Source organism: Streptomyces katrae, from assembly GCF_000717655.1.
GTDB lineage: Bacteria > Actinomycetota > Actinomycetes > Streptomycetales > Streptomycetaceae > Streptomyces > Streptomyces katrae_B.
Map to the genome: position 1 here is coordinate 202,272 of NZ_JNZY01000006.1, position 24,416 is coordinate 226,687.

Here is a 24,416-nt window from a genome sequence, read left to right on the forward strand (position 1 = left end):
GTGGGCGGACGGGCGGTGCGACTCGAGCACCGGGGCGGGCACGCCTACACGGGGTAGGCGGCCTGCTCCGGGTATTCGATGGGGAAGTCGCGCAGCCCCCGCCGGTAGAGGTTGTTGGCGGCCGCGTTGAAGCGGACGATCGACGGCGGGTACTCCTCGCCGAGGAGGTACTCCTTGAGCTGCTCGCGGTACGGGGCCATGAGGTCCTCGCGCGGGTTCAGCGTGGCCTCGATGGCCTCGGCGAGACCGTTGCAGTCCCCGTCCAGCAGGTAGGAGGCGTACGCCGTCCGCTGCTCGTTGCGGAACTGGTCGTCCGGCAGACCGTCGAGGTTGAAGATCGCGTACGGCTTGAGGGTCGCGACGAAGTCGGAGACGACGCTGGACATGTCGCCGATGAGCAGGTCGGACTGGTTGAAGCAGTCGTACAGGGCCGGGATCCGCTCGGTCACCACGTGGTGCGCGGCGTCGGGGACGGCGCTCCAGTACAGGGCGCCGGCCTGGTTGCGGCTGCGCCGGATGCGCGCGGTCCGCTCCTCCTCGGTGAGGTCCGGGTACTTGGAGCGGACGCCGCGCTCGGAGAGGTCGGCGATGCGCTGGTCGATCCGGGCGAGCTTCTTGGCGGCGGCCTTGGAGTCGGTGAGGTTGCGGCCGAAGCGCCGGGCGTTGTCCTCCTCGAGGAGGGCGATGACGCGGCGGTGGGCGGCGGCCGCCTCGGCGGAGCGCGAGCCGGTGAGGGGGTGCGGCTTGTAGATGATGCGGATGTCGCGGTCGTAGTCGAGCAGCGCCTTGATCAGCTTCTCGCCGGCCGGGATGACGGAGGTGTAGCAGGCGTCGTCGGTCCAGCCCTCCCAGGTGGGGGCGTAGATGACGGTGGGTACGGGGCCCGCGACCCGGCCGGTCCAGCGGTGCAGGGGCATCAGCTGGGGGCGGCCGACCTCGACGATCTGGTGGTGCGACACGGCGTGCTTGATGCGCTCGTAGCGGTCGCGGCCCGCCCGGCCGGCCACCCAGATCTCGTCGAAGACCTTGCTGACCCGGTTGCTGCTCGCGAGTTTGTCGCTGTCGCCGTGACCGATGAAGACGTGCTTGACCTCGGCGCGCTGGAGCATGTGCACGTTCTTGCCCGCGTTGCCGGGGTAGAGGGCGACACGGAGTTCGTTCATCTCGATGCGGGCGAGATTGTCCGCCTTCGGAATGCAGATGACGGGAACCGAGGTGGCGTCCAGATAGCGCAGGGTGGCCCGCTCGCGCAGCACGATGATGGGCCGCAGCTCCAGTGCCTCCAGCGACTCCAGCCACATGTTCACCTGGTACATGAAGTCTTTGGAGACGGCGGCGAAGGTGAAGTAGAGCGCGACCTGGGGGCGGTATTCGGCCAGCTGGTGGTTGAGCTCCTCGATGGCCTCGTCGGTAGTGGGCAGCTTGAGCGCGTTGCGCGCGTCGGGCACCAGCACCAGCAGCGAGAAGTAGGCGAGGAAGACGGTGGTGATCATGCCGTACGTGACGAAGCGCCAGTCGTCCGTCGCGATGGTGGTGAGCGAGCCGGCCACCAGCGGGATGTCCAGGTGCAGCGTCTTGCGGACGTGCTTGTTCATCAGGAACGGGTGGGGCATGCGGCGGATGCCGAGCGCCTCCAGGTCCAGCCCGCGCGTGGTGAACGGCAGTTCGTTGCGCATCTTGCGGACGTGCTTGAGGAGCGCGCCGTACGCGAGCTGCAGGATGAACAGGAGGAGCAGGCCGATGGTCGTCATCTGCGCCACGAACGACTCGATGTCGGCGATGGCCCCGCACAGGCCCAGCAGCAGGAACTGCCGGATCAGGAAGCGCATGGTGAGGCCGAAACGCGAGTCGCGCAGCTTCTCCAGCGTCGGCGACTCGGTGTTGTGGAGCATCAGGTCGGCGACGTAGCTGAGCGCGGCGCAGCCCGCGAACAGGGGGAGCGAGACGAAGGCGACGGCGACCAGCATCCCGACGAAGCTGAGGATGAGCCCAGCCGTGATCAGAACGCCGAACACGGCTCGCAGCCGCTTGGAGCCCATGGTGCGGTGCCTCCCCTGTGGAGGTATAAGGATCCTGTGAAGTGTCGCAGTAGTATAAGCAGCCTCATGGACGGCTCTAGAACGGCTGGTGAACCACAGCCCAATGATTTAGGGCTTCTTCACAAAGGCGTGTGACATCAGTCCCTCTTGAGTTCCTGTCATGCGGGTCCTCAGGGGGTGTAGCGATACAGCGCCAGCTCGCGCCGGTCCTTCGCCTTCACGGAAAATCCGACGCACAATGCCGGTCGTCCGCCGGCCAGGCTGACCGCGATTCCCTCGGGTTCCCGGTAGACCAGATCCGGTGCCACGGTCACACGGTGACGCCCTTGTGCTTTGCCGGTGCGGACGTCGATTGCGGAGACAAATGTATTTCCACCGGACTTCCGAGGATTGTCCCCGTTCTGTCCGGTATACGGGTTGCCGGTCAACACGTAGATGAAGTCCCCGTACAGCGCGCAGCCCTGGAACCACTCCTCTTCCTTGACCTGCACCCCGGCCTTGATGACCTGTGCCGGGCTGAAGCGCCCGGCCAGGAAGTCCGCCATCCCGTACACCGAGAACCGGTGTACGCCCTCCTCCTCGTGGCTCACCAGGACCCGCTCACCGGGCAGGTCGAGCGCGGGGGAGACGCCGGTGGATCCGGGAACCGGATCGAAATGGTGGACGGACTCGTCGGAACTGTCGAGGACCGAACCGTCCTTGAACGGCACCCGGACCACCGTGCGGCCGTAACCGCTCTCGGCGTCGGCCCTGCCCTCCACCCATATGTACGTGCGCTGGCCCGTCGGCTCGACGCCGCAGGAAATTCCGTGACCGAAGCCGCGCAGATACATGTGCCCCAGCGTCTGCCCGGAACTGCTCAGCCGGGTCAGGCACATGTCGCCGGAGGTCTTCCGGTCGCCCGCGTCGACCGCTTCCTCCTCGTCGTCGAGCCGGATACCGGCCTGGACGGTCTGCAGGGTGTAGACCTGACCGTTCGTGTCGTCGAAGGCGAACGACTGCGGACCCGTCGTATTGAACAGCGGAGTCGAAGCGAGCAACTGCGCACCGGCCCGCATGTCGAACTCACCGGCCACCGGCCGGGAATCGGCCTGCTCACCGGGCTCGGCGCGCAGCGCCCAGGTCAGACCGCCCGTGGTGAGGCCGGCGGCCACCGCGCCGCCCGCGAAAAGCAGGGTCCGGCGGCTGAAAGGTGTCTTGCCATCCGCCATGGACCGTATTCTGCCAGCTCGGACGGGCAGGTTCGGCGCCGGGCCCGGTGCCGGGTCCCGCCCCGCCCCGCGGAACGGCGGGCGCCCGCCCCCACGAGGGGGACGGGCGTCCGCGGTGCTCACGCACCGCCCGGCGTACGGGCGTACATACGGGCGTACGGGCCTCAGGCCGGGACGCTCGCCAGGCCCGGGGCGAGGAACTTCTTGCCGTTCACGCGCTCCGAGACACCCTCGCGGTCCAGGTACGGCGTGATGCCGCCCAGGTGGAAGGGCCAGCCGGCGCCCGTGATGAGGCAGAGGTCGATGTCCTGGGCCTCGGCCACGACACCCTCCTCCAGCATCAGGCCGATCTCCTGCGCCACCGCGTCCAGGACGCGGTCGCGGACCTGCTCCTCGGTCAGGACGGAGTCGCCCTGTACGAGGAGGGCGGCGACCTCGGGGTCCAGCTCCGGCTTGCCGGAGTCGTAGACGTAGAAGCCGCGCTTGCCCGCCTTGACGACGGCGGCCAGGTTCGGCGAGACGGTGAAGCGCTCCGGGAAGGCGCGGTTCAGGGTCTCCGAGACGTGCAGACCGATCGCCGGGCCGACGAGCTCCAGCAGCACCAGCGGGGACATCGGCAGGCCGAGCGGCTCGATGGCCTTCTCCGCCGTGACGACCGGGGTGCCCTCGTCGATGACGTTCTGGATCTCGCCCATGAAGCGGGTCAGGATGCGGTTCACGACGAACGCCGGGGCGTCCTTGGTGAGGACCGCGGTCTTCTTCAGCTTCTTGGCGACACCGAAGGCCGTGGCCAGCGAGGCGTCGTCGGTCTGCTCACCGCGGACGATCTCCAGCAGCGGGAGGATCGCGACCGGGTTGAAGAAGTGGAAGCCGACCACGCGCTCCGGGTGCTGGAGCTTCGAGGCCATCTCCGACACCGACAGCGAGGAGGTGTTGGTGGCGAGGATCGCGTGCGCCGGGGCGACCGCCTCGACCTCCGCGAACACCTTCTGCTTGACGGACATCTCCTCGAACACGGCCTCGATGATGAAGTCCGCGTCCGCGAAGCCCTCGGCCTTGTCCAGGACACCGGTCACCAGGGCGGTCAGGCGGTTGGCCTTGTCCTGGTTGATACGGCCCTTGCCGAGCAGCTTCTGGATCTCGGCGTGGACGTAGCCCACACCCTTGTCCACGCGCTCCTGGTCGATATCGGTGAGGACCACCGGCACCTCCAGGCGGCGCAGGAACAGCAGCGCCAGCTGCGAGGCCATCAGGCCCGCGCCGACGACGCCGACCTTGGTGACCGGACGGGCCAGCGACTTGTCCGGGGCACCGGCCGGGCGCTTGGCGCGCTTCTGGACCAGGTTGAAGGCGTAGATGCCCGAGCGCAGTTCGCCGCCCATGATGAGGTCGGCCAGGGCCGTGTCCTCGGCGTCGAAGCCGGCCTGCAGGTCGCCCGACTTGGCCGCGGCGATGATGTCCAGCGCGCGGTAGGCGGCCGGAGCGGCGCCGTGCACCTTGGAGTCCGCGATGAAACGGCCCTTGGCGACGGCCGCGTCCCAGGCCTCACCGCGGTCGATCTCCTCGCGGACGACCTCGGTGGTGCCGTTCAGGACGTTCGCCGTCCAGAGCAGCGACTGCTCCAGGAAGTCGGCGCCCTCGAACAGCGCGTCCGCGATGCCCAGGTCGAAGACCTGCTTGCCGCGCAGCTGCTTGTTCTGGTTGAGCGAGTTCTCGATGATCACCGAGACCGCGCGCTCGGCGCCGATCAGGTTCGGCAGGATGGCGCAGCCGCCCCAGCCGGGAACCAGGCCGAGGAAGACCTCGGGGAGCGAGAAGGCCGGGATGGCCTTCGAGACGGTGCGGTAGGTGCAGTGCAGACCGACCTCGACACCGCCGCCCATCGCCGCGCCGTTGTAGTACGCGAAGGTGGGGACCGCCAGCGCGGACAGGCGCTTGAAGACGTCGTGGCCGCCCTTGCCGATGGCGAGCGCCTCGTCGTGCTGCTTCAGCAGCTCGACACCCTTGAGGTCGGCGCCGACCGCGAAGATGAACGGCTTGCCGGTGATGCCCGCGCCGACGATGGAGCCCGCGAGGGCCTCCTGCTCGACCTGGTCGATCGCCGCGTTCAGGTTGGCGAGGGACTGCGGGCCGAAGGTGGTCGGCTTGGTGTGGTCGAAGCCGTTGTCCAGCGTGATGAGCGCGAAGCGCCCGGCGCCGAACGGCAGGTCCAGGTGGCGGACGTGCGCGGACGTGACGACCTCGTCCGGGAACAGCTCGGCCGCGCCCTTCAGGAGCTCAGCGGTGGTGCTCACTTGGAGTCTCCCTCGGCGTTGAAGTTCGGGTTCTCCCAGATGACCGTGGCGCCCATGCCGAAGCCGACGCACATGGTGGTCAGGCCGTAGCGGACGTGCGGCTGCTCCTCGAACTGACGGGCCAGCTGCGTCATCAGGCGCACGCCGGAGGAGGCGAGCGGGTGACCGAAGGCGATGGCGCCGCCGTACTGGTTCACGCGGGCGTCGTCGTCGGCGATGCCGTAGTGCTCCAGGAACGCGAGGACCTGGACCGCGAAGGCCTCGTTGACCTCGAAGAGACCGATGTCATCGATCGTCAGGCCGGCCTGGGCCAGGGCCTTCTCGGTGGCCGGGATCGGGCCGTAGCCCATGACCTCGGGCTCGACACCCGCGAAGGAGTACGAGATCAGGCGCATCTTGACCGGGAGGTTGTTCTCCCGGGCGAAGTCCTCGGACGCGATGATCGCGGCGGTGGCACCGTCGTTGAGACCGGCGGCGTTGCCCGCGGTGACCCGGCCGTGCGTACGGAACGGGGTCTTCAGGCCGGCCAGGTTCTCCAGCGTGGTGCCCGGGCGCATCGGCTCGTCGGTGGTGACCAGGCCCCAGCCCGTCTCACCGGCCGCCTCGTTGGTGTTGCGCACCGAGATCGGGACCAGGTCCTGCTGGATCTTGCCGTCGGCGTACGCCTTGGCGGCCTTCTCCTGCGAGCGCACGGCGTACTCGTCGGCGCGGAGCTTGGTGATCGTCGGGTACCGGTCGTGCAGGTTCTCGGCGGTCATGCCCATGAAGAGGGCGGACTCGTCGACCAGCTTCTCGGAGACGAAGCGCGGGTTCGGGTCGACGCCCTCGCCCATGGGGTGGCGGCCCATGTGCTCGACACCGCCGGCGAGGGCGACGTCGTACGCACCGAAGGCCACGCCGCCCGCGACGGCGGTCACGGCGGTCAGCGCGCCGGCGCACATGCGGTCGATGGAGTAGCCCGGGACGGACTGCGGGAGGCCCGCGAGGATGCCGGCGGTACGGCCCAGCGTCAGGCCCTGGTCACCGATCTGCGTGGTCGCGGCGATGGCGACCTCGTCGATCTTCTTGGGGTCCAGGTCCGGGTTGCGGCGCAGCAGCTCCCGGATCGCCTTCACGACGAGGTCGTCGGCGCGGGTCTCGTGGTAGATGCCCTTCGGGCCCGCCTTGCCGAACGGGGTGCGGACGCCGTCGACGAAGACGACGTCCCTGACGGTACGAGGCACGTTGGCTCTCCTCCAGGTGCGGGTGTGCACTGCTGCGCGGGGGCGCGGTCGGCCGGTGGCTGAGCGCCCGCTCACCCGGCCATGCTACTTGCCGGTAACCGGCGTGCACACCCCCTCCCGGAGGAGCGGCGAAGGTCACACTCCGGCGGCGCCGCTGAGCAAGCGCCCCGGTCTGCGCCCGGCCTCCCGGGGCTCCGCCCCGGACCCCGCGCCTCACACGCGGGCGAGGGCGGATCCGGCAGGGGTGGGAAGGGTGGACATCGCCCTGGCCAGGGGGCCCGAGGAGCGGAGCACGTCCGCGGTGAACCGGCGGCGCCGGACGCCGAGGTGGCGTAGCGCCGGGCCGTGGTCCACGGCGACGATCACGGCCGCCCCCGCGAGCAGGGCCTGCCAGGCCAGGGTGGCGCCCCGGCGGGCCGGCGCCGGGAGGGGTGCCAGCGCCTCGTGCAGCCGCCGGCAGTGGAAGGGGACGTGCCGCTCCTCGTCCGCGAGGATCCGCCCCGCCACCTCCGCCGCCAGCGGATCGGGGGCTCCGTCCCGCACCGCCCGGTAGTACCCCAGGGCCACCGCCTCCGCCACCATCAGCACCAGCAGTTCCACCCGCAACCCCAGCAGCCTGCGCAGCCGTACGAACACCGCGTCGCTCCAGTGCCCGTCCAGGGTCCCGGCCCCGCCCGCCGCCAGCAGCAGCGCCAGCATCCGCGCGTGGTTCTGCTCCTCGGCCACGAAGAGCCGTACCGCCTGCGCGTACACCGGATCCCCGGCCCGGTCCGCCTTGCCGATCAGAGCCGAGCCGTCCCCGTCCTCACCGACCTGGAACCGCTGCAGGCTCCGTACGAGCGCCGGATCGAGCGCGGCCCCCCGGCCCCACTCCGGATCCCCGACCGCCGCGCGGCGCTCCTGCTCGGCCTTGAAGTCGCCTACCCATGCCTCGTACCCGTGGTTGATCATGTTCAAAAAGCTAGCCAGGTTTGAGCATGTTCAAAAGTGGTTCCGCGCCCCTGTTGCGGAACCGGGACAGAAAGAGCCCCCGGCCGCTGGGGCCGGGGGCTCGCTCGGAAACCGGGGCGTCAGGCGGTCGCCGCCAGGGCCGTGACCAACGCCGGCGTCACCTGTTCGATCTGCCACGGACGGGCGCCGTAGTCCGCCAGGGCCTGCGCCACCGTGTCCGCCTCGAGCCGCTGCGGCGGCTCCCAGCACAGCCGGCGGACCGTGTCCGGGGTGATCAGGTTCTCCTGCGGCAGGCTCAGGCCCTCCGCGAGCGCCGAGACGGCGGTACGCGCGGCCGCCAGCCGCGCCGCGGCGGCCGGGTCCTTGTCCGCCCACGAACGCGGCGGCGGCGGACCCGCCGGGGTCGCACCCGGCTGCGGCAGTGCGTTCTCGGGCAGGGCCTTCGCCCGGTCCACGGCCGCCATCCACTGCTCCAGCTGGCGCCGGCCCATCCGCTGCCCGTACCCGGGCAGGGCCGACAGCGCCTGCACGTTGGCCGGCAGCGCGAGCGCGGCCTCGACGATCGCGGCGTCCCCCAGCACCTTGCCGGGCGACACGTCGCGCCGCTGCGCGATCCGGTCCCGGGACTCCCACAGCTCCCGTACGACGGCCATCTGCCGGCGCCGGCGCACCTTGTGCATGCCGGACGTACGGCGCCACGGATCCTTGCGCGGCGGCGCGGGCGGGGCGGCGGCGATGGCGTCGAACTCCTGCCGGGCCCATTCCAGCTTGCCCTGCCGGTCCAGTTCCTTCTCCAGCGCGTCCCGCAGGTCCACCAGCAGCTCCACGTCGAGCGCGGCGTAGCGCAGCCACGGCTCCGGGAGCGGGCGGGTGGACCAGTCGACGGCGGAGTGGCCCTTCTCCAGCGCGTAGCCGAGCACGCTCTCGACCATCGCGCCCAGTCCGACCCGCGGGAAGCCGGCGAGGCGGCCGGCCAGCTCGGTGTCGAACAGGGAGGTGGGAACCATGCCTATTTCGCGCAGGCACGGCAGGTCCTGGGTGGCGGCGTGCAGGATCCACTCGGTACCGGACAGGGCCTCGCCGAGTGCGGACAGGTCGGGGCAGCCGACCGGGTCGATCAGCGCGGATCCTGCGCCCTCGCGGCGCAGCTGCACCAGATAGGCGCGCTGGCCGTAGCGGTATCCGGAGGCGCGCTCGGCATCGACGGCCACGGGCCCGGTGCCCGCGGCGAAGGCCGCGACCACCCGGGCGAGTGCGTCCTCGTCGGCGACCACCGGAGGGATCCCCTCACGGGGCTCGAGCAACGGAATCGGCGCCTTTTCGACGTCGTCCGGGGGGCCGCCCCCGGTGGTGGTGCGCAGGTCTGCTGCGGTCTCTTGGGCGTCGGTCACCGCTCAAGGGTATCCGCGGATACGGCGCGCCCGTCGCCGGAACGTTCCGTCGACGGGCGCGAGGTGGAGGCTCGGGTGTTTCCCCGGCTTCCCCCGGAGTTTCCCGGGGAGCCGCCGGGCGGGTGTCAGTGGATGATCCCGGTCCGCAGGGCGACGGCGACCATCCCGGCCCGGTCGCCGGTGCCCAGCTTGCGGGCGATCCGGGCGAGGTGGGACTTGACGGTCAGGGCGGACAGGCCCATCGAGACGCCGATGGCCTTGTTGGACTGGCCCTCCGCGACGAGGCGCAGGACCTCGACCTCGCGGCCGGAGAGCTCGCGGTAGCCGCCCGGGTGGCTCGGGGCACCCGGGGGGCGGCGGTGCATACGGGCGGCTGCGGCACCGATGGGGGCGGCGCCGGGCCGGGTGGGGAGCCCGATGTTGGTCCGCGTGCCGGTGACGACGTAGCCCTTCACTCCGCCCGCGAGGGCGTTGCGCACGGCGCCGATGTCGTCGGCGGCGGACAGGGCCAGGCCGTTCGGCCAGCCGGCGGCCCGCGTCTCGGAGAGCAGGGTGAGACCGGAACCGTCGGGCAGGTGTACGTCGGCCACGCAGATGTCGCGCGGGCTGCCGACGCGGGGGCGGGCCTCCGCGATGGACGACGCCTCGATCACGTCACGGACTCCGAGGGCCCACAGATGGCGGGTCACGGTGGAACGCACGCGCGGGTCGGCCACGACGACCATGGCCGTCGGCTTGTTCGGGCGGTAGGCGACCAGGCTTGCGGGCTGCTCGAGAAGAACGGACACCTAGGCCTCCTGGGGGAGTGGCGGGACGGCCGGCTCGGGGAAGGAAGCCGGTGCGAACCGTGCGGATGGTCACTGACTCCTTCGGCACGTCACCCGCCCGGCTTTAGGGAATGATCACGATTTGGTGAGTAACAATTCGGGCAATTCGGACGCACGATCGATCATCGGGTGATCAGAAGCCCACAACGGGCGCCCGGTTCCGACACCCCGCCGCCGACGCTCGATCGGCCGTTCTACGGGGCTCGGTGCATTCGGACGGTGCGCGGAGCCTCTGGGCCGACCGGGTGCCGCCGTACGGCCGTGCGGCTACGGGTGGTGCGGACCGCGTCGCTGTGGCAGGGAGACCACACCCGTCCCCGAGTCCGTCGGCCCGACCGGCGGCAGCCCTGCGATCTGGCACAGCAGCTCGCACCACGCCGCCAGGTGCGCCGAGGTGTCCGGCACCCCGCCCACGCCCTCGCGCGGCGTCCACGAGGCTCTGATCTCGATCTGCGTCGCCGGCCGCCGCTCCGCGAGCCCGCCGAAGTAGTGCGAGCTCGCCATGGTCACGGTCCCGCTCGCCTCCCCGTACGCCAGGCCGCGCGCCTCCAGCGCCCCCGTCAGCCAGGACCAGCACACCTCGGGGAGGAGGGGGTCGGCGGCCATCTCGGGCTCGAGCTCGGCGCGTACGAGCGTCACCAGCCGGAAGGTCCCGTGCCAGGCCTCGTGCCCCGACGGATCGTGGAGCAGGATGAGCCGGCCGTCGGCCAGGTCGTCCTCGCCGTCCACGACCGCGGCCTCGAGTGCATAGGCGTGCGGGGCCAGGCGCTGGGGCGGTCTGGTGGGGTCGATCTCGATCCCCGGACGCAGGCGCGCCTTCTTCAAGCCGTCGACCGCGCGTCGGAACGGGAGCGGGACGGAGCTCTCCTTCGCGCTGTCCACACCGTCAGCGCCATCTGAAAATCGTCCCTGAGCCGCAGCCATGCGGGGAAGACTAGGCGGAACGAGCGTCCGTGCGGCGCAGGGACACCCGCACCGGGCCGGGCACTTCTTCATACGTGCGAAGATTTGGCGCGTGAGCGCCAACGACCTTCCCCTCGCGCACGGCTCCGCCGGCGCCGGGGAGACCCCATTCCAGGGCCAGCCGAGTCAGACGTACGATTCCGCCTTCCTGAAGGCGTGCCGGCGGGAGCCGGTGCCGCACACCCCGGTGTGGTTCATGCGGCAGGCCGGGCGCTCGCTCCCCGAGTACCGCAAGGTGCGCGAGGGGACCCAGATGCTGGAGTCGTGCATGCGGCCCGACCTGGTCACGGAGATCACGCTCCAGCCGGTCCGCCGCCACAACGTGGACGCGGCGATCTTCTTCTCCGACATCGTCGTCCCGCTGAAGGCCATCGGCATCGACCTGGACATCAAGCCGGGCATCGGCCCGGTCGTCGCCCAGCCGATCCGCCGCCGCGAGGACCTCGCACAGCTGCGCGACCTCACCCCGGAGGACGTCTCGTACGTCACCGAGGCGATCGGCATGCTCACGGGTGAACTGGGCGCCACGCCGTTGATCGGTTTCGCCGGTGCGCCTTTCACCCTCGCGAGCTACCTGGTCGAGGGCGGCCCGTCGAAGAACCACGAGCACACCAAGGCCCTGATGTACGGCGACCCGGAGCTCTGGGCCGACCTGCTGGACCGCCTCGCGGACATCACCTCGGCCTTCCTCAAGGTCCAGATCGAGGCCGGCGCCTCCGCGATCCAGCTCTTCGACTCCTGGGTCGGCGCGCTCGCGCCGGCGGACTACCGCCGCTCGGTGATGCCGGCGTCGGCCAAGGTCCTGGAGTCCGTCGCCTCGTACGGAGTCCCGCGCATCCACTTCGGCGTGGGTACGGGCGAGCTGCTCGGCCTGATGGGCGAGGCCGGAGCGGACGTCGTGGGCGTCGACTACCGGGTCGCGCTCGACGAGGCGGCCCGCCGGGTCGGCCCCGGCAAGGCGCTCCAGGGCAACCTGGACCCGGCGGTGCTCTTCTCCACCGAGGAGGCCGTGCGGGCGAAGACGGACGAGGTCCTCGCGGCGGCGTCGGGCCTGGAGGGCCACGTCTTCAACCTGGGCCACGGAGTCCTCCCCACCACACCCCCCGACGCCCTGACCCGCCTGGTCGACTACGTCCACACCCGGACGGCCCGCTGAGCGACGCCTCCGCCCCGTCACCGGGTGCGCAGCCGCCACAGCAGAGCGGCGACGACCGCGCTGCCCAGCGCGGTCGAGGCGCCCCGGGCGAGCCCGAGGAGAACGGTGCGCCGCAGGACCGCCGTCCTGCGGCGCGGCGTCGCGGCCGGATCGTTCCCGGCGCCGTCGCTCATGGTCATGGGATCCCCTTCCCGAGTACGTGTCACCAGCGTGCGCCGACCGCGACAGCAGGTGACCGCTTCTCGACGGAACGCGACACATCCGGCGTTCCCGACCGGCATGATCTGCGGTGCCGGCCCTCGCCGACCGTCGCTGCCGGCTCCGGGGGACAGTTCGCGACGCTTTGGGGACAGTGATGACGGACGCACGGGGCAAGCGCGGGATCGTTTTGCCCGACGAGTCCTCGGTGCCCGCAGGGCCGCACCGCGATCTGCTGATCGCCCTGCACCAGGTGTATGCCGCGGCAGGGCGGCCCGGGCTGCGCACGATCGCCCGTGGGGTCACGGAGGACGACCGGCTGCCCAGCACCTTCACGCACCATGTCGTCGGCAAGATCCTCAACGGCTCCGTCGTTCCCTCGCCGCGGCAGGCGCATGCCCTGGGGGCGTGGCTCGCGGAGGAGGCCCACGCCGGGGCGGGCGGCGGGGAGCCGGTACGGGAGGCGGTGGACCGGCTGGTCCGGCTCTGCCGGGCGGCCTCGCCGGCCGGGCGGGAGCCGGACCCCGGCGATGCCGACGTCCATGCCGTGGAAAGTGAGCGCAGGGCCCTCGGGGCGATGCTCGTGTCGGCCGATGCGGTGGCCGACGTCGGGGAACTCCTGGCCGCCGAGGACTTCCTCCTGCCGGTGCACCGGGCCCTCTACGAAGTGATCGTCGAACGGTACGGGGCCGGCGCGGACCCCACCCCGGCCGAAACGGCCCGCGAGACGGCCGCGCGGGTGCCCGAACTCGCCCCCGGACAGGCGGCCGCCCTCGTCGCGGAGCTGACCGCGCTCCTGCCCCGCCGCCCCACCCGCAAGGAGGCCGCGGACGCCGCGGAGGCCGTACGCCGGCGGGCCCAGCTGCGGCGGCTGGTGACCGCGGGACAGCGGATGGCGGAGCTCGGTTCGGCCGCCCTGCGCGGTGCGCCGGGGGACACCCGCGCCTGGCTCGACGACGCCGAGGCAGAGTTCGCCGCAGTGTTCCGGGAGTCGGCCGACGCCGTCCCCGGGCGGATCGCGAACCCGCTGAAGGCCGCGCTCGACCGGATCGACGCAGCGGGCGGTGAAGGTGTCGTCAGCACCGGATGGCAGGACGTGGACACGCTGCTGGGCGGGCTCCGGCCCGGCCGGCTCCTGCTGCTCGCCGCCGCGGCGGGGATGGGGAAGTCGATGCTCGCGCTCGGCATCGTCCGAAGCGCCGCCATCGCCCAGCGCGTGCCCACGCTCTACCTCGCCCCCGACACCGGACAGGAAGTGGCCCTGCTGTGGCTGCTGTCCGCAGAGTCACGGGTCAACCTGAACACCATGCTCGCGCGCACGATGAGCGACGACGAGCGGCTGCGGGTCGTGGGCTGCACGCCCGCCGTCAACGAGGCGCCGCTCACCCTCCACGACCGGGCCGACCTGTCCGTCCGCGAGATCCGCCGGCTGTGCAGGAGGCGGAAGAGGCGCCACGGCCTCGGACTCGTGGTCATCGACCCGGTCCAGTGGATCAGGCCCGACGATCCCCGCGGCCCCCAGGACCGGTCCGCCACCGTGCAGGCCCTGGCGCTCATGGCGCGGGAGCTGCAGGTGCCGGTCGTCCTGGTCGCGCGGCTCACGAGGCAGCCCGGCCACGCGCCCTCCGAGCCGCCGGGCCTGGACGACCTGGAGACCGGGCTGGCCGAACACGCGGACGCCGTGGTCCTCCTGCACCGCGAGGACGCGTACGACCGGGAGTCCCCGCGCGCCGGCGAGGCGGACCTGTGGGTCGTCAAGAACCGCTTCGGACCCACATCGGTGGTCACCCTCCTCTTCCAGGGCCATTACGCCCGTTTCACCGAAGTGTTCTGGTGAAGCCGGACCCCGCGGCCCGCCGCGCATGACCGGCCGCCGCGGCGCGGATCAGACGCCCGCCGAGCGGACGGCGCTCACCGCCTTGCGGGCCGCCACCAGGACCGGGTCCCAGACCGGGGAGAACGGTGGGGCGTAGCCCAGGTCCAGGGTGACCACCTGGTCCACCGTCATGCCGGCCGTCAAGGCCACCGCCGCGATGTCCACCCGCTTCGCGGAGCCCGCGCCGCCGACGATCTGTACGCCGAGCAGGCGGCCCGTGCGGCGTTCGGCCAGCATCTTGACCGTCATGTCCGCCGCCGTCGGGTAGTAGCCCGCCGTCGTCGTCGAGCTGATCGTCGCCGTGACGAAGCGCAGGCCCGCCGCCAGGGCGTCCTTCTCGCGCAGGCCCGTACGGGCGATCTCCAGGTCGCAGACCTTGCTCACCGCCGTGCCCACCACTCCCGGGAAGGTGGCGTAGCCGCCGCCCACGCCCGAACCGATCACCTGGCCGTGCTTGTTGGCGTGCGTGCCCAGCGGGATGTGCCGCATCCGCCCCGCCACCAGGTCCAGGACCTCCACGCAGTCGCCGCCCGACCAGATGTTCTCGTGGCCCCGGACCCGCATCGAGAGGTCCGTGAGGACGCCGCCGGACTCGCCCAGCGGCAGCCCCGCCGCGCGGGCCAGCGACGTACGGGGCTCCACGCCGATGCCGAGGACCACCACGTCCGCCGGGTACTCGTCCCCCGCCGCCGTGGCCACTGCGCGGACCGCGCCCTGATCGTCCGCGAGGATCTTCGTGACCTCGGCCCCGGACACCGTACGGATCCCCATCCGGTTCATCGCGGTGTGCACCAGAGCGCCCATGTCCGGGTCCAGGGTCGCCATCGGCTGCTGCCCGCGGTGCAGGACCGTGACCTCGTACCCCCGGGCGACCAGCGCCTCCGCCATCTCCACGCCGATGTAGCCCGCGCCGACGACGACCGCCCTGCGGCCCTCCGTACGCTCCAGCGTGTCTGCCAGCCGCTGGCCGTCGTCCAGGGTCTGCACCCCGTGCACCCCGTGCGCGCCGATCCCGGGCAGCCGAGGGCGGACCGGCCGGGCTCCCGTGGCCAGGACGAGCTTGTCGTAGCCCGTCCAGGATTCGGATCCGGATTCCAGATCCCGGGCACGCACCCGGCCCCCGGCCAGGTCGAGCTCCACCACCTCCGTGCGCATGCGCAGGTCGATGTCCCGGGCCCGGTGCTCCTCGGGTGCACGGGCGATCAGCTCGTCCCGCCCGGCGACCCGGCCGCCGATCCAGTACGGGATCCCGCACGCCGAGTACGACGTGAAGTGCCCGCGCTCGAAGGCGACGATCTCCAGCTCCGCCGGGCCCTTGAGCCGCCGGGCCTGTGACGCGGCGGACATCCCCGCCGCGTCACCGCCGACCACCACCAGTCGTTCCGTCGCCATCGTCCGCCCCGTCCTCCGCACCGCCGTCTCGTACCGAACACGCTACGGCCGAATGCGTGTTCAGTCCGGGACGTCGGTCTTTTCCGTCGGTTCCGCGGACCGCGCCCCCGGTACGGCCGGGACCTCCTTCGCCGCCGGCCCCGCCTTCGGCTTCGCCGGGCGCAGCCGCCGGTGGAAGCGGAAGCACAGCAGCACGACCGCGGCCGTCACCGCGAACGGCAGCAGGACGGCGACCACCAGGGTCAGGTACCGCACGATCGCCGTGAAGACGTCCCAGCCGCCGCTCAGGGCGCCCAGGAAGGTCGGCTCCTCGTCCTTCGGCTTCTGAGCCGCCCTGGGCGCCGGCTCCGAGACCTCCATCGTGATCGTGCCCATCGAGGTCTGGTCCTTCAGCGCCGTCTGCTGCGCGAGCAGCGACTCCAGGTCCGACTGCCGCTTGCTCAGCTCGCTCTCCAGCATCACCACGTCGCCGAGCGCCGAGGCCCTGTCCATCATGTCCCGCACCCGGGCGACGCTCGCCTGCTGCGACTTGACCCGGCTGTCGACGTCCGCGACCTTCTCGGTCACGTCCTTCGTCTCGACCTTGCGGCTGCGCAGCTTCCCGCTGCCCTCCAACGCGCCGAGCACCGCGTCGAAGCGGTCGCCCGGCACGCGCAGCGTCAGCGTGGACGTCATCCGGCCGTCCTCGCCGCGCCCGGTGGACTCGGTGCCCACGTACCCGCCCGCGCCCTCCGCCGCCGTGCGGGCCGCGGCCAGGGCCTTCTGGGCGTCCGCCGTCTCGAGGGCGAGCGTCGCCGTACGGATGACGTGCGGACGTACGGCGGCCGGCTGCTGCCCGTTCTTGGCCGCATCGGAGCCCGAGTTCCCCGCGGCCGCCGGGGGAGCCGCCGCTGCCGCCCCCGGCTTGCCCTGGGCCGCGCCCTCCCGGGCGCCGACCGCGGCCTTGTCGGCCGAGGCCGGGCCGGCGGTGTCCTGGCCGGCGCCGCAGCCCGTGAGCGCGAGGGCTCCGGCCAGGGACAGGGCGGCCAGGGTGAGCGCGCCGCGGTGTCTCACGGCGGTGCCTCTGGTGATGGTGCGCATCGGTGGTACCCCCCGAGGATCGGCTGATGTCGCCGGTGTGACGTACAGGGGCCCGTCGCGGGTTTCGCTGCGGCGGTCCCGAGCCGGTCCCGATGCGGTCACGGTCCGGCCTCGGTGATCGGTACGGGAACGGTCTGAGACGATGTGTCCATGCACGAAGCGGACATGCGTACGGACGGCGCGGCAGCCCCGGCGGGCGCGGCGGCGCCGGCCCGGCACGCCGTCGTCATCGGCGGCGGCATCGCCGGCCTCGCCGCGGCCCACCGGCTGCTCGCCGACGGCCTGAACGTCACGCTCCTCGAGGCGGGGCCGCGCCTCGGCGGCAAGCTGCTCGCCGGCGAGCTCGCCGGCGCCCCCGTCGACCTCGGCGCCGAGTCCGTGCTCGCCCGCCGCCCCGAAGCACTGGAACTGGCCCGGGCCGTGGGCCTCGGCGAGGCCCTCCAGTCTCCCGCCACCGCCACCGCCCACCTGTGGACCCGCGGCGCGCTGCGGCCCATGCCCCGCGGCCATGTCATGGGCGTCCCCGGCGACCTGGCGCCGCTCGCCGCCTCCGGGGTGCTCTCCGCCGAGGGCCTGGCCCGGATCGAGGCCGAACGCGCGCTGCCGCCCGCCGAGATCGGCGACGACGTCGCCGTCGGCGAGTACGTCGCCGCCCGCCTCGGCCACGAGGTCGTCGACCGCCTGGTGGAGCCGCTCCTCGGCGGGGTCTACGCCGGCGACGCCTACCGCATCTCCATGCGCGCCGCCGTCCCGCAGCTCTTCGAAGCCGCCCGTACGCACGCCTCGCTGGGCGACGGTGTACGCGAACTCCAGCACCGGGCCGCCGCGCAGCAGCCCCAGCAGGCCGCCCGTCCCGTCTTCTCCGGCATCGACGGCGGTATCGGACGGCTCCCGCAGGCCGTGGCCGAGGCATGCCGGGCGGCCGGGGCGCGGATCAGCACCGGTACCGCCGTGCGCGAGCTCCTCCGTACGGCCGGGGGCTGGAGGGTCGTCACCGGCGCGGAGGTCATCGACGCCGATGCCGTGGTGCTGGCCGTCCCGGCCGGGCCCGCCGCCCGGCTGCTCGACGGGCTCGCGCCGGCCGCGGCCGCCGAGCTGCGGACCGTCGAGTACGCCTCGATGGCCTTGGTGACGATGGCGTTCCGGCGCTCCGAGCTGCCCGCCGCGATCACCGAGGGCGGCGCCAGCGGGTTCCTCGTACCGCCCGTCGACGGCCGGACGATCAAGGCCTCCACCTTCTCCAGCAACAAGTGGGCCTGGGCCGGCGCCGACCCCGGGCTCTTCCTGCTGCGCACCTCGGTCGGCCGGTACGGCGACGAGGGCGACCTGGGGCGCGAGGACTCCGAGCTGGTCGAGGTCTCGCTGCGCGACCTCGGGGAGGCCGTGGGCCTCGCGGCCCGGCCGGTCGCCTCCACCGTCACCCGCTGGGACGCCGGCCTGCCCCAGTACCCGGTCGGCCACCTCGCCCGCGTGGCCCGGATCCGCGGTGCCGTCGCAGCCCTGCCGGGCCTCGCGGTGTGCGGAGCGCTGTACGACGGGGTGGGCATCCCGGCGTGCATCGCGAGCGCCGGCAAGGCCGCCGACGTGGTGAAGGCCACGTTGGGCACCCCTGGCACGGACCACTGATCAGCACACGGGACAATGGACACATGACTGCACCAGAGAAGATTCCCAACGCGGGGAAGAAGGCGAAGGACCTCAACGAGGTCATCCGCTACACCCTGTGGTCCGTCTTCAAGCTGAAGGACGTCCTGCCCGAGGACCGCACCGGCTACGCCGACGAGGTCCAGGAGCTGTTCGACCAGCTGGCCGCCAAGGACATCACCGTCCGCGGCACCTATGACGTCTCCGGCCTGCGCGCCGATGCGGACATCATGATCTGGTGGCACGCCGAGACCTCGGACGAGCTGCAGACCGCGTACAACCTGTTCCGCCGCACCCGGCTCGGCCGCGCGCTGGAGCCGGTGTGGTCGAACATGGCCCTGCACCGCCCGGCCGAGTTCAACAAGTCGCACATCCCGGCCTTCCTGGCCGACGAGGTCGCCCGCGACTACGTCAGCGTCTACCCGTTCGTGCGCTCGTACGACTGGTACCTGCTGCCCGACGAGGACCGCCGCCGCATGCTCGCGGACCACGGCAAGATGGCCCGCGGCTACCCCGACGTCCGCGCCAACACCGTCGCGTCCTTCTCGCTGGGCGACTACGAGTGGATGCTGGCCTTCGAGGCCGACGAGCTGTACCGCATCGTCGACCTCATGCGTCACCTGCGTGCCTCCGAGGCCCGTATGCACGTCCGTGAAGAAGTGCCCTTCTACACCGGACGCCGCAAGTCCGTCGCCGATCTGGTGGCCGGACTCGCCTGATACCTCCCCTGGGGGGAAGGAACCGGAAGACCGCTCTCTTGACTGGGGAGCGGCCTCCGGTGGATCGGGAGGCTGGTCCGGATGACGGCCTGACCCCCGAAACGACGCAGCCGGAGATCCCGCCCGGAAGTTCAGACGACTGGCGGCAGCAGGGCCCTGGGTACCTTCCCGGGGGTTCGTGCTGCCCGGTCGTCCAACGACACCGGTGCGGGCTCCGGATGCGGCGCACACGTGACACGCCACCCCGAGGTGTCACCCGTCAGCAAGTACCGCTCCACGTGACGGTCCACGCAGTCATTGCGTCCGCCGACCACTCCGTGGGCCCCGGCCCCCTCCTCGGTGACCAGCGCGGCCCCGTCGCCGAGCCGCCGTTGCAGCTCCAGCGCGCCCGGGTACGGGGTCGCCCCGTCCCGCTCCGCCGCGACGACCAGCGTGCGGGGGACCGCCCCCGGCTGCGCGCCCACCACCACCGGCTGCTTCCGCTCGGCGACCGGCCAGTACGCGCACGGCAGGTTGAGGAAGGCGTTGGCCCAGGTCTCGAACGGCGCCCGGCGCGCCAGTTCGGTGTTGTCGCGGTCCCAGGTCTCCCAGTCCGCGGGCCAGGCGGCGTCGTTGCACAGCACCGCCGTGTACACCGCCCGCTCGTTCTCCCGCGCGGCCGCCGACTCCGGGTCCGGGCGCGCCTGTTCGGCCAGCGGAACCGGATCGCCGGCCAGGAAGGCGCTGAGGGCGGCCGCCCGCTCCGGCCAGACGTCGTCGTAGTACGCGGCCTGCAGGAAGGCGGCCTGGAGCTCACCGGTGCCGACGGTCCCGTCGGCCGGAGTGCGCGCCACCGCGTCCCGCACGCGCTCGTAGCTCGCCTGTACGGCGGCAGGGGTGGCGCCCAGCCGGTACGTGGCGTGGTGCCGGGCGGCCCAGGCGCGGAAGTCGTACCAGCGGCGCTCGAACCCCGGTGCCTGGCCGAGGTTGTTGAGGTACCAGATGTGGCGCGGGTCGGGGTCGACCGCGGAGTCGAGGACCATCCGGCGGACGCGGCCGGGGTGGAGTGTGGCGTAGACGGCGCCCAGGTAGGTGCCGTACGAGGCGCCCATGAAGGTCAGCTTCTCCTCGCCGAGCGCGGCACGGAGCACGTGCAGGTCGCGGACGTTGTCGAGGGTCGAGTAGTGCCGCAGGGCCGCGCCGGCCCGCTGCGCACAGCCGCGGGCGTAGGCCCGGGCGGCGGCGACGCGCTGCTGCTTGTACGCGGCGGAGGGCTCCGCCGGGACCTGGGTGGGGCCCTTCGCGCGGACGGCGGGGTCCTCGCAGGACAGCGGGGCGGAACGGCCGACTCCGCGCGGGGCGTAGCCGACGAGGTCGTAGGCGGCAGCGATGCGCTCCCACTCGGGGAGGTCGCCGACCAGCGGGAAGAACATCCCGGAGGCGCCGGGACCGCCGGGGTTGTAGACGAGCGCCCCCTGGCGCGCGGCGCCACCGCTGCCGGTGGCGGCGACCCGGCTGACGGTGAGGGAGATCTGAGGCCCGTCGGGCCGGGCGTAGTCGAGCGGAACCCGCAGGCTCGCGCACTGCACGCTGGAGGGCAACTCCTCGACGGAGGCACACCGCCCGAAGCGGAGCCCGCCGGCCGTGGCCGCCTGGGCGGAACGGTGGGCGACGAGTTCGGCGCCGGCGTCCGCAGCGGCTGTCCGCGCCGCGGAGCCTGCGCTTGCGGCGGCCGCCCCCGCGGCGTGGCCGACGCCGTCGGGGCCGGGGGCGGTCGCGTGCGCGTGCGGGGTCGGGATGCACAGGGTGAGGGAGAGGACCGCCGCGGCGACTGCGCAGCGGGCGAGCGGAGTCCGCATCATGGGCCGCCTTCATCTCTTCGGATGAGCTGATGAGATGCGCTGGGCGGGGCCCTGTACAGGACCACCGCCGGGTGTCGGCCGCAATCCCCCGGTTGCCCCCCGATGCCGCCCGTAGGGCGGGATCCTCGGGCACCGGGACCCCGCCCGGCCGCACCGCCGTGGGGGACTGCGCGTCACCCCGCTCCCGGTCCAGCACCACGAGCAGCAGCCACCAGATGCGGAGGTGGGGGAATGCCGGTCAGGAACTGCTGCTGCTGCAGCTCGAACCGGACGAACTGCTGCAACTCGAACTGCTGGAACAGCTGGAGCTGCTGCTCGCGCAGCTGCTGCCGCCGGACGAGGACCCGCAGCCCGAGCCCGAGGAGGAACAGCTCGACCCCGAGGACCCGCAGCCGGACCCGGTGGATCCGCAGCCGGACCCGGAGCCTCCGCCGCCGTCGCTGCTGCCGGCGCACCACACGACGGGCAGGACCGCGGCGGAAGACCCGCAGTAGTCCGACGAGGACGAGGACGAGTTCGACGAGGACGGGCCCCGGCGCGCGGAGCGCGACTGCGCGGCCGCCAGCCGGGTGCTGCGCGCGGCCGGCACCAGCTGTTCCCGCAGGTACGGGTCCCGCAGGCCGCGCAGCCCGTACAGGGCGGTCTGCACGTGCGGGGTCTGGTCGTTCAGGTACTGCGTGCGGATCTCGCGCAGCGCCGCCTGCCCCGCCGGGGTGAGCCGCTGCCTGGCCCGGGCGGCGAGGGCGCATCCCATGACGATCCCGCCCATCAGCGCGGGGAAGACCTTGATGGCGAACGGCACCTGCGGGCCGGAATCGAGCGCCAGCGCCACGAAAGTGAGGGGCAGGGAGAACACCACCCACACCGCGCACACCACGGCCTGGGCCAGCGCCCAGCGCCGCCATTTCCGCCCGGAGCCGGGCGCGGCGAGCAGCCCGCGCGCGGCCAGCGCGTCCCCGGTCTCCTGGACGGCGGGGTCGGTCATGGCGGCGTACCGCACCTGGTAGAGCCAGCCGGACGGAGCCTGCCGCAGGGCCTCGATCACGGCCCGCTCGGCGGTGTCGCCGGCCCGCGCGCCGGGGCGTACCTGGACGATCCCGGGACCGCCGACCACCAGCCGGCCGTCCCCGAGCATCGAGACGAGCGCGGAGTCCACGACCGCGCCGGGACCGCCGGCCATGAACGCGGCCTCGGACAGATCGTGCAGACGCGGGGCCGGACCGGCCCACGGCGGGCGGGAACGCCGGATTCCGCGGAGCAGCAGGACGGTGGAGACGACGACGGCGATCCAGATCGCGACGGCGAGTACGTTCATGCCGCACGTCCCACGAGGGACCGGGCCCAGCGCACGATCCGGCGCGGCGGCCGCGCCCCGACCCGGTCCCGCCACCAGGTGGTGAGCCGGTGCCGGGCCGCGGGGTCGGCGGGCAGGTCCTGGATCAGCAGGTGCTCGGCGAAGTCGAGGGCGTCCCGCCGGTATCCGGCGGTCATGGGCCGGTTGCGGGCGTACGCGAGGAAGGCCTCGCGGTACGGGTCCTCACCCCCCAGGATCCCGGGCAGCTCGGGGGCGAGCTTCGCGACGACACCGGCCCGCTTCGCGGCCAGAGCCCGCGCCTGCACCCGTACGCGCTGCCGGTCGAACCCCTCGGGCACGGGCGTTCCGGCCACGAGCGCCGACAACAGCGCCCCCTGCTCCAGCCCGACCCCGGTCCGAGCCCGCTGATCCGGCCCGGCCGGCTCTTCACCCTCCGGCCCCGCCGGCGTTCGAGGCGCGGGGTCCGGGGCGGAGCCCCGGGTGGGGGTCCCTTCCGGCCGGAGTCCGGGGGAGGGGGAAGGGCGGGTAGGGGACAGCCCCGCAGGGCCCGTCACCCCCCGAATGGCGGCCAGTTCCCCGGCCAGCTCCGCCTCCGCCGGAAAATCGTCGTCCCGCTCCAGCAGCACGCCCGCCGGCTCCACCCGCTTCCGCAGCTCCGCCAGGATGTCCAGCACCACCGCCGGCACCGGATGCGCATGCGTGTCGTGCCACACCCCGCCCCGCTCCACACCCCCGGCGACGTGCACGTACGCCAGCGCCTCCAGCGGGATCGCGTCCAGCACGGCGAACGGGTCCTCCCCCCGGTTCACCCGGTTCGTGTGCAGGTTGGCGACGTCGATCAACAGCCGGACCCCCGTCCGCTCCACCAGCTCCGTCAGGAACCGGGCCTCCGTCAGCTCCTCCCCGGGCCACGAGATCAGCGCGGCGATGTTCTCCAGCGCCAGCGGCACCGGCAGCGCGTCCTGCGCGATCCGGACGTTCTCGCACAGCACGTCCAGCGCGTCCCGCGTCCGCTGCACGGGCAGCAGGTGCCCCGCCTCCAGCGCCGGCGATGCCGTCCGGACGAACGCGATGTGCTCGGTGACGAGCGGCGCCCCCAGCGCCACCGCCCGCTCCCCGAGTGCGGCCAGCTTCTGCGCGTCGGGCCGTTCGGCGCCGCCGAGTCCCAGCGAGACCCCGTGCGGTACGACACGCACCCCGCGCTCGCGCAGCCGCAGCAGTGATGCGGGCAGGTGGCCGGGGCAGATGTTCTCGGCCACCACCTCGACCCAGTCCAGGCCCGGCAGCCGCTCCACCGCGTCAGCGATCTCCGGCCGCCATCCGATGCCCACCCCCAGGTGCGCCATGGTCTCCATGTCCCCTCGCCCCCTCTCATCGGTCGTGTGCCGGTGTGATGGCCCCGACGGAGTCAGGCCAATCGCGGAAAGGGACGTTCAGAGCAACATTTGAGGTTCCGGGTGCGCGCTGTCCGGGCCGGCCGGGTCAGCGCGACACGCCGCCCGAGAGCCGCGCCCGCAGGGCCGGATGGTCCGCGACCACCGTCGCCGAGCCGGGGGCGATCTCCGTGAAACCGGCATCCCGGACCACCGGCAGCCCGCTCCCGCTCAGCTCCGCCCACCGCTCGCGCGCCGCCGTCCGTACGGCCAGCCGGAAACCGGAGTCCTGCCAGGCGGTGCGCTCCGCGCCGGTCAGCTCCCACCACGCCAGCTGCGCCGCGTGCCCGGCCTGGGCCATCGCCTTGCCGGCGGACATCTCCAGGTCCGGGTTGAGCCACAGCACCGCAGTCCCCGCGGCGGCCGGGGCGGCCGGCTCCGGGTCGTCCAGGTCGGTCCCCGAGACCTGGAGCTTCGCGAGCTCCTTGGGCCAGCCGTCCAACGGCACCGGCGGGAAGACCCGTACCTCCACCGCGTCACCGTGCACCGTGACGCCGGGCAGGGTGCCGGCCTTGCGCCACTCCGCCCCGCGCGCCCGCCGCACCACCTTCCGGATCCGCGCGTCCTGCCAGTCCCGGACCGCATCGGCCCACTCGCCCTCGCCGTGGGCCCGCTCGTCCGTCAGCAGGACCAGTACCGCCCGGGCCGCCGTCTCCAGCGCGTCCGTCCGGGCGGGCGGCTCGGCCTTCTCGATCCGCACCACCAGGGGCAGTACGAACTGCCGCGCCTCGTCGCGGGCGACGTGCTCCTGCCGGAACGGGCTGTCCGCCCCGACCGCAGGTACGTCTGAAGTGTGGTTCCGGTGCTGGCTGCTCATCCCGCCAAGGATGCCAGCCTCCGCCTTGAGGATGATGCCGCGGGGT

Annotated in this window: 19 protein-coding genes; 4 read left to right on the forward strand and 15 right to left on the reverse strand. The window is 72.7% G+C overall.

Features of this window, described 5'->3' with window-relative positions; translation table 11 throughout:
• Window positions 1-44: 44 nt before the first annotated feature.
• The 8 genes from IF09_RS0109925 to IF09_RS0109960 form a co-directional block, all read right to left on the reverse strand.
• A complete protein-coding gene (locus IF09_RS0109925; protein WP_030294075.1) occupies window positions 45-2,039 on the reverse strand; it encodes an integral membrane protein in 1,995 nt (664 codons plus the stop codon).
• A 170-nt stretch (window positions 2,040-2,209) separates the two neighbouring features.
• The gene (locus IF09_RS0109930) at window positions 2,210-3,250 is read right to left on the reverse strand and encodes a hypothetical protein (protein ID WP_030294077.1); all 1,041 of its coding nucleotides are present in this window, start codon (window positions 3,248-3,250) and stop codon (window positions 2,210-2,212) included.
• 164 nt (window positions 3,251-3,414) lie between these two features.
• The gene (locus IF09_RS0109935; protein ID WP_030294079.1) at window positions 3,415-5,544 is read right to left on the reverse strand and encodes a 3-hydroxyacyl-CoA dehydrogenase NAD-binding domain-containing protein; all 2,130 of its coding nucleotides are present in this window, start codon (window positions 5,542-5,544) and stop codon (window positions 3,415-3,417) included.
• A complete protein-coding gene (locus IF09_RS0109940; protein ID WP_030294081.1) occupies window positions 5,541-6,767 on the reverse strand; it encodes a thiolase family protein in 1,227 nt (408 codons plus the stop codon). The genes IF09_RS0109935 and IF09_RS0109940 overlap by 4 nt, the downstream gene beginning before the upstream one ends.
• 213 nt (window positions 6,768-6,980) lie before the next feature.
• Window positions 6,981-7,718, reverse strand: a complete 738-nt coding sequence (locus tag IF09_RS0109945; RefSeq protein ID WP_030294083.1) for a ferritin-like domain-containing protein — start codon at window positions 7,716-7,718, stop codon at window positions 6,981-6,983.
• 119 nt (window positions 7,719-7,837) lie between these two features.
• The gene (locus IF09_RS0109950) at window positions 7,838-9,109 is read right to left on the reverse strand and encodes an HRDC domain-containing protein (protein ID WP_030294085.1); all 1,272 of its coding nucleotides are present in this window, start codon (window positions 9,107-9,109) and stop codon (window positions 7,838-7,840) included.
• 125 nt (window positions 9,110-9,234) lie between these two features.
• A complete protein-coding gene (locus tag IF09_RS0109955) occupies window positions 9,235-9,897 on the reverse strand; it encodes a helix-turn-helix transcriptional regulator (RefSeq protein ID WP_007267191.1) in 663 nt (220 codons plus the stop codon).
• A gap of 306 nt (window positions 9,898-10,203) precedes the next feature.
• Window positions 10,204-10,860 carry a DUF3000 domain-containing protein gene (locus IF09_RS0109960; protein ID WP_030294087.1) on the reverse strand — a complete coding sequence of 219 codons (657 nt, stop codon included), beginning with the start codon at window positions 10,858-10,860 and terminating at the stop codon, window positions 10,204-10,206.
• Window positions 10,861-11,047: 187 nt separating this feature from the next.
• On the opposite strand from IF09_RS0109960, the gene hemE reads away from it, so the two are divergent.
• Window positions 11,048-12,055, forward strand: a complete 1,008-nt coding sequence (gene hemE / locus IF09_RS0109965) for a uroporphyrinogen decarboxylase (RefSeq protein ID WP_234320951.1) — start codon at window positions 11,048-11,050, stop codon at window positions 12,053-12,055.
• Between the two features lie 17 nt (window positions 12,056-12,072).
• Here hemE and IF09_RS45535 read toward each other — a convergent pair whose 3' ends face one another.
• Window positions 12,073-12,234 (reverse strand): hypothetical protein, encoded by a 162-nt coding sequence (locus IF09_RS45535; protein WP_158709943.1) that lies wholly within the window; start codon window positions 12,232-12,234, stop codon window positions 12,073-12,075.
• A gap of 176 nt (window positions 12,235-12,410) precedes the next feature.
• Here IF09_RS45535 and IF09_RS0109975 point away from each other — a divergent pair, with 176 nt between their 5' ends.
• Window positions 12,411-14,090: a replicative DNA helicase gene (locus IF09_RS0109975; protein ID WP_051832301.1), complete on the forward strand. Its 1,680-nt coding sequence runs from the start codon at window positions 12,411-12,413 to the stop codon at window positions 14,088-14,090.
• Window positions 14,091-14,138: 48 nt separating this feature from the next.
• On the opposite strand, the gene IF09_RS0109980 is transcribed toward IF09_RS0109975, so the two are convergent.
• Together IF09_RS0109980 and IF09_RS0109985 are read right to left on the reverse strand one after the other, a co-directional pair.
• Window positions 14,139-15,521, reverse strand: a complete 1,383-nt coding sequence (locus IF09_RS0109980; RefSeq protein ID WP_030294093.1) for an FAD-dependent oxidoreductase — start codon at window positions 15,519-15,521, stop codon at window positions 14,139-14,141.
• A gap of 60 nt (window positions 15,522-15,581) precedes the next feature.
• A complete protein-coding gene (locus IF09_RS0109985; protein WP_037634488.1) occupies window positions 15,582-16,601 on the reverse strand; it encodes a DUF4349 domain-containing protein in 1,020 nt (339 codons plus the stop codon).
• Window positions 16,602-16,766: 165 nt separating this feature from the next.
• Between IF09_RS0109985 and hemG the strand changes: the two genes are divergently transcribed.
• Window positions 16,767-18,227 carry a protoporphyrinogen oxidase gene (hemG, locus tag IF09_RS0109990; protein ID WP_051832311.1) on the forward strand — a complete coding sequence of 487 codons (1,461 nt, stop codon included), beginning with the start codon at window positions 16,767-16,769 and terminating at the stop codon, window positions 18,225-18,227.
• Between the two features lie 23 nt (window positions 18,228-18,250).
• Window positions 18,251-18,964: a hydrogen peroxide-dependent heme synthase gene (gene hemQ, locus IF09_RS0109995; RefSeq protein WP_030294100.1), complete on the forward strand. Its 714-nt coding sequence runs from the start codon at window positions 18,251-18,253 to the stop codon at window positions 18,962-18,964.
• Between the two features lie 131 nt (window positions 18,965-19,095).
• On the opposite strand, the gene IF09_RS0110000 is transcribed toward hemQ, so the two are convergent.
• From IF09_RS0110000 to IF09_RS0110015, 4 genes are all read right to left on the reverse strand, one after another.
• Window positions 19,096-20,802, reverse strand: a complete 1,707-nt coding sequence (locus IF09_RS0110000) for an alpha/beta fold hydrolase (protein WP_078613175.1) — start codon at window positions 20,800-20,802, stop codon at window positions 19,096-19,098.
• 241 nt (window positions 20,803-21,043) lie between these two features.
• Window positions 21,044-22,120 (reverse strand): TIGR04222 domain-containing membrane protein, encoded by a 1,077-nt coding sequence (locus IF09_RS0110005; RefSeq protein WP_030294103.1) that lies wholly within the window; start codon window positions 22,118-22,120, stop codon window positions 21,044-21,046.
• Window positions 22,117-23,475 (reverse strand): DUF692 family multinuclear iron-containing protein, encoded by a 1,359-nt coding sequence (locus IF09_RS0110010; RefSeq protein ID WP_030294105.1) that lies wholly within the window; start codon window positions 23,473-23,475, stop codon window positions 22,117-22,119. The genes IF09_RS0110005 and IF09_RS0110010 overlap by 4 nt, the downstream gene beginning before the upstream one ends.
• 127 nt (window positions 23,476-23,602) lie before the next feature.
• Window positions 23,603-24,370, reverse strand: coding sequence for an aminoacyl-tRNA hydrolase (locus IF09_RS0110015; protein WP_030294107.1), 768 nt, complete (start codon window positions 24,368-24,370; stop codon window positions 23,603-23,605).
• Window positions 24,371-24,416: the final 46 nt, after the last annotated feature.

Coding starts and splice junctions, on each gene's coding strand:
- IF09_RS0109925 (WP_030294075.1), bottom strand. CDS start 2,039: ATGGGCTCCAAGCGGCTGCGAGCCGTGTTCGGCGTTCTGATCACGGCT.
- IF09_RS0109930 (WP_030294077.1), bottom strand. CDS start 3,250: ATGGCGGATGGCAAGACACCTTTCAGCCGCCGGACCCTGCTTTTCGCG.
- IF09_RS0109945 (WP_030294083.1), bottom strand. CDS start 7,718: ATGATCAACCACGGGTACGAGGCATGGGTAGGCGACTTCAAGGCCGAG.
- IF09_RS0109960 (WP_030294087.1), bottom strand. CDS start 10,860: ATGGCTGCGGCTCAGGGACGATTTTCAGATGGCGCTGACGGTGTGGAC.
- IF09_RS45535 (WP_158709943.1), bottom strand. CDS start 12,234: ATGACCATGAGCGACGGCGCCGGGAACGATCCGGCCGCGACGCCGCGC.
- IF09_RS0109975 (WP_051832301.1), top strand. CDS start 12,411: ATGACGGACGCACGGGGCAAGCGCGGGATCGTTTTGCCCGACGAGTCC.
- IF09_RS0109980 (WP_030294093.1), bottom strand. CDS start 15,521: ATGGCGACGGAACGACTGGTGGTGGTCGGCGGTGACGCGGCGGGGATG.
- IF09_RS0109985 (WP_037634488.1), bottom strand. CDS start 16,601: ATGCGCACCATCACCAGAGGCACCGCCGTGAGACACCGCGGCGCGCTC.
- hemG (WP_051832311.1), top strand. CDS start 16,767: ATGCGTACGGACGGCGCGGCAGCCCCGGCGGGCGCGGCGGCGCCGGCC.
- hemQ (WP_030294100.1), top strand. CDS start 18,251: ATGACTGCACCAGAGAAGATTCCCAACGCGGGGAAGAAGGCGAAGGAC.
- IF09_RS0110000 (WP_078613175.1), bottom strand. CDS start 20,802: ATGCGGACTCCGCTCGCCCGCTGCGCAGTCGCCGCGGCGGTCCTCTCC.
- IF09_RS0110005 (WP_030294103.1), bottom strand. CDS start 22,120: ATGAACGTACTCGCCGTCGCGATCTGGATCGCCGTCGTCGTCTCCACC.
- IF09_RS0110010 (WP_030294105.1), bottom strand. CDS start 23,475: ATGGAGACCATGGCGCACCTGGGGGTGGGCATCGGATGGCGGCCGGAG.
- IF09_RS0110015 (WP_030294107.1), bottom strand. CDS start 24,370: ATGAGCAGCCAGCACCGGAACCACACTTCAGACGTACCTGCGGTCGGG.